The organism is Dietzia sp. SLG310A2-38A2 (assembly GCF_014145095.1).
In the GTDB taxonomy this organism is placed as follows: domain Bacteria; phylum Actinomycetota; class Actinomycetes; order Mycobacteriales; family Mycobacteriaceae; genus Dietzia.
Window position 1 is genome coordinate 1 of sequence record NZ_JAALDX010000315.1, and the last position, 3,389, is coordinate 3,389.

At 72.2% G+C, this 3,389-nt stretch carries 3 protein-coding genes and 1 pseudogene; 2 read left to right on the plus strand and 2 right to left on the minus strand.

Features of this window, described 5'->3' with window-relative positions; all coding sequences use genetic code 11:
* A pseudogene (locus G6027_RS11565) lies at positions 1 to 303 on the minus strand (hypothetical protein); the annotation flags it as partial.
* Between the two features lie 68 nt (positions 304 to 371).
* Between G6027_RS11565 and G6027_RS11570 the strand changes: the two are divergent.
* Positions 372 to 1,193, plus strand: a complete 822-nt coding sequence (locus G6027_RS11570) for a DUF3097 domain-containing protein (RefSeq protein WP_182637315.1) — start codon at positions 372 to 374, stop codon at positions 1,191 to 1,193.
* A gap of 19 nt (positions 1,194 to 1,212) precedes the next feature.
* On the opposite strand, the gene G6027_RS11575 is transcribed toward G6027_RS11570, so the two are convergent.
* Positions 1,213 to 1,872 carry a TVP38/TMEM64 family protein gene (locus G6027_RS11575; RefSeq protein ID WP_346995708.1) on the minus strand — a complete coding sequence of 220 codons (660 nt, stop codon included), beginning with the start codon at positions 1,870 to 1,872 and terminating at the stop codon, positions 1,213 to 1,215.
* A 135-nt stretch (positions 1,873 to 2,007) separates the two neighbouring features.
* On the opposite strand from G6027_RS11575, the gene G6027_RS11580 reads away from it, so the two are divergent.
* Positions 2,008 to 3,389: methylmalonyl-CoA mutase family protein (locus G6027_RS11580; RefSeq protein ID WP_182637316.1), on the plus strand; the 1,382-nt coding region annotated here is incomplete at its 3' end.

Genomic DNA, 3,389 nt, shown 5'->3' on the forward strand with positions numbered 1-3,389 from the left:
CGAGGAGTCCCCGGGCGCCGCGGTGAGCAGGGCCAGCGCCTCCGGGGTGGGATGCGAGCGCCCCGAGCGCCGGAGAGCGGTGACGAGCCCGGGGAGCAGCGCGGTGGGCCCCGGGGCGGGGGAGACCCCGTCCAGCATCCGCACGGGCTCGCCCGAGATCTCGACCAGGTGTGACCCGGCCAGACCCGAGACGTACCCGGTGAGTTCGTCGAAGGGTTGGTCGCCCCAGGCGGTGCGCAGGAGGAACAGCGGCAGCGGCCACGCGGGGGACAGCGCGGCGCTCCGGGTGAGGGGTCGTGACATGACGATCAATCCTACCGGTCGGTGCGCCGCCGGCCCCCCACGCGCGGATCCGGCTACCGTGTCGGCCCATGGCAGACATGTACGGATCCGACATCCTGTCCGGAACGGCGCGACGCCGCCGACCGGAGATCCCCGTCGTCGTCGCCGAGAGCGATCTGGTGGTCGAGCACGCAGACTCCGCCTTCTGCGGTGCCGTGGTGGGATTCACCCGCACCCCCGACGGCGACTTCGTCAAACTCGAGGACCGGCGCGGCCTGGTCCGCCTCTTCGCCATGACCCCCTCGGCCTTCCTCATCGACGGCTCACCGGTGACGCTGCGCAGGCCCGGGCCGATCGTGACGGACGGCCCGAAGGTCACCGCGTCCGGGTCCCGGAAGGTCGAGGGCCTTCGTGCCAGGACCGCGCGCGCGGGCCGTATCTGGGTCGAGGGCATCCACGACGCAGCTCTCGTCGAGAAGATCTGGGGCCACGATCTGCGGGTCGAGGGGATCGTCGTGGAACCACTTCACGGGATCGACGACCTGCCCGCGCTGGTGGCGGAGTTCGGGCCGACGCCGCAGGCGCGCCTGGGCGTGTTGGTCGACCACCTGGTCACGGGCAGTAAGGAGTCACGCATCGTCGCCGGGCTCGGTGGCGACGTGCTGGTGACCGGGCATCCCTACGTGGACATCTGGCAGGCGGTCAAACCCGCGGCGGTCGGCATTCACGAGTGGCCCGTGGTCCCGCGGGGCGAGGACTGGAAGACCGGCATCTGCGACCGGCTCGGGTGGGGTGAGCCGGCCGACGGCTTCCGGCGGGTCCTGGGCGCGGTGAGCACGTATCGGGACGTGGAGCCGGCCCTGCTGGGTGCGGTCGAACGGTTGGTGGACTTCGTCACCGAGCCCGTCTGATCCACCGCGGGGGAGCAGGTCACCCGCGCGTGCCGACCTCGTCGTCGTCCTCGCCCCGGACGGGCAGGCGGGCGTCCAGGATCATGCCGACCAGTCCCACCGCAGCGAACGCGCCCGTCGCCCACAGGGCGGCGGTCCCGTCACCCTCGGTGAGCGAGTGCCCCAACAGGATCGCCGCGATGGTCCCCGGGGTACTGCCGATCACCGTCGCGGGCAGGAACTGGCGGAACGGGATCGACGTGAGGGCCGCCGCGTAGTTGACCACCGAGAACGGCGCGGCGGGGACCAGTCTCAGGCTCCCGACGGAGAGCCATCCGCGCCGTCGGAGACGGGCGTCCACTGCCGTGATGCGGGGGTCCGCGCGTAGTGCTGCGGTGCGACGGTGGCCCAGTCGACGGACTCCGACGAACGCGAGGGTGGCGGCTACTCCCGATGCCACCAGGGACCACGGGATCGCCACGGCAGGGGTGAAGAGCACAGCGGCCGAATAGGTGAAGGTCGACCGGGGGACCGGCGCCACGGTGACGATCGCGTAGGCCGAGAAGAACGCGGCCGGGAACCACGGTCCCAGCTGATCCGCCCACCCGCGCATCTGTTCCAGACCAGGGGTCGGGACGACGGTGGCCAGCAGCACCAGGGCCAGGACGACCGCCACCCACCAGATCACCCGTCCTCGCACGAATCGACTCTAGTCCCCGGGCTCCCGGCCCCCTCCCACCGGTGACCCCGCACACATGGTCACGTTCCGGCAGGCGGAGGGGCTGCACTAGAGTCCCTGGTGACCCCCTTCACTCCACAAGAGAACGAGGTACCGGTGTCCAGTCCGACCACAGGTCCCGACCTTCACTCCTGGTACGCCTCTGTGGGAGCCGTCCTCGCGAAGGCCGCCCGCAAGGATCCCGCCGAGATGCCGGAGGACGCCTGGCGCGCCCTCGTGGCCACCACCCGCGACGGGATCGAGGTCAACCCCCTCTACACGCGGGCCGACGAGACGCCCGAGCGCCCGGCACCGGGCTCGTTCCCGTTCGTGCGGGGCGGGGACCGGTCGGGGCTGCCGGAGAACGGCTGGCACGTCAGTGCCAGGGTCGACGCCCAGGGCGACCCGAGTGAAGTCAACACCGCCGTCCTGGATCTCCTCGGCCAGGGGGCATCCGCCCTCTGGTTACGGGTGCCGGCCACCGACGTGGCCGCCGTCCTCAAGGACGTCTACCTGGACCTCGCCCCGGTGACCTTCGACGCCGGGTCCGACCTCGCCGAGGTCACCGAGGCGTTCCTGGAGCTGCTCGACCAACGCAGGGCGGCCGGCGACGGGGTGACCGACCGGTCCGCGGTGATCGCCGACCTGGGCGCCACCCCCGTCACCTCCGCGTACGCCGCGTCGGAGTCGATCGCCCTCGATGCGGCGGTCGGCCTCGCCACGCGCGCCGCCGAGCGGGACGAGACCGTCCGGACCTTCGTCGCCGACGGCACCGTCTTCCACGCCGACGGCGCCGGGGACGCCCAGGAACTCGCCTATGCAGTGGCCGCGGGACTGGAGTACGTGCGGGCGCTGATGTCAGCCGGGCTTGCCGTAGAGGTCGCCCTGCGCCAGATCTCGTTCAGACTGTCGGCGACCGACGACCAGTTCGGCTCGATCGCCAAGTTCCGTGCCGGGCGCCTGATGTGGGCCCGCGTCGCCGAGCTCCTGGGCGCACCCGAGGCCGGCGATGCGCCACAACACGCCGTCACCTCCTCGGCGATGATGTCGCGGCGTGACCCGTGGGTGAACATGCTGCGCACCACTCTCGCCTCGTTCGGCGCCGGGGTCGGCGGTGCCACCTCCGTGACCGTCCTGCCGTTCGACGCCTCCCTGCCCGGGGGCCTGGAGAGCACCTCGCCGGCCTTCGCCGAGCGCATCGCCCGCAACACCCAGCTACTGCTACTCGAGGAGTCGCACCTGGGCCATGTGGTCGACCCGGCCGGTGGGTCCTGGTACGTCGAGTCTCTCACCGACTCGCTCGCCGAGGCCGCCTGGTCCGCCTTCCAGACCATCGAGGCCGAGGGCGGGCTCGCCGCCGGGATCGCCTCGGGGAGCGTCACCGACGCGATCGCCCGGGTCCGCGAGGCCCGGGATGCCGACATCGCGCACCGCACGGCGCCCGTCACCGGTGTCTCCGAGTTCCCGAACCTCGCCGAGCCGCCGCTCGACACCTCGCG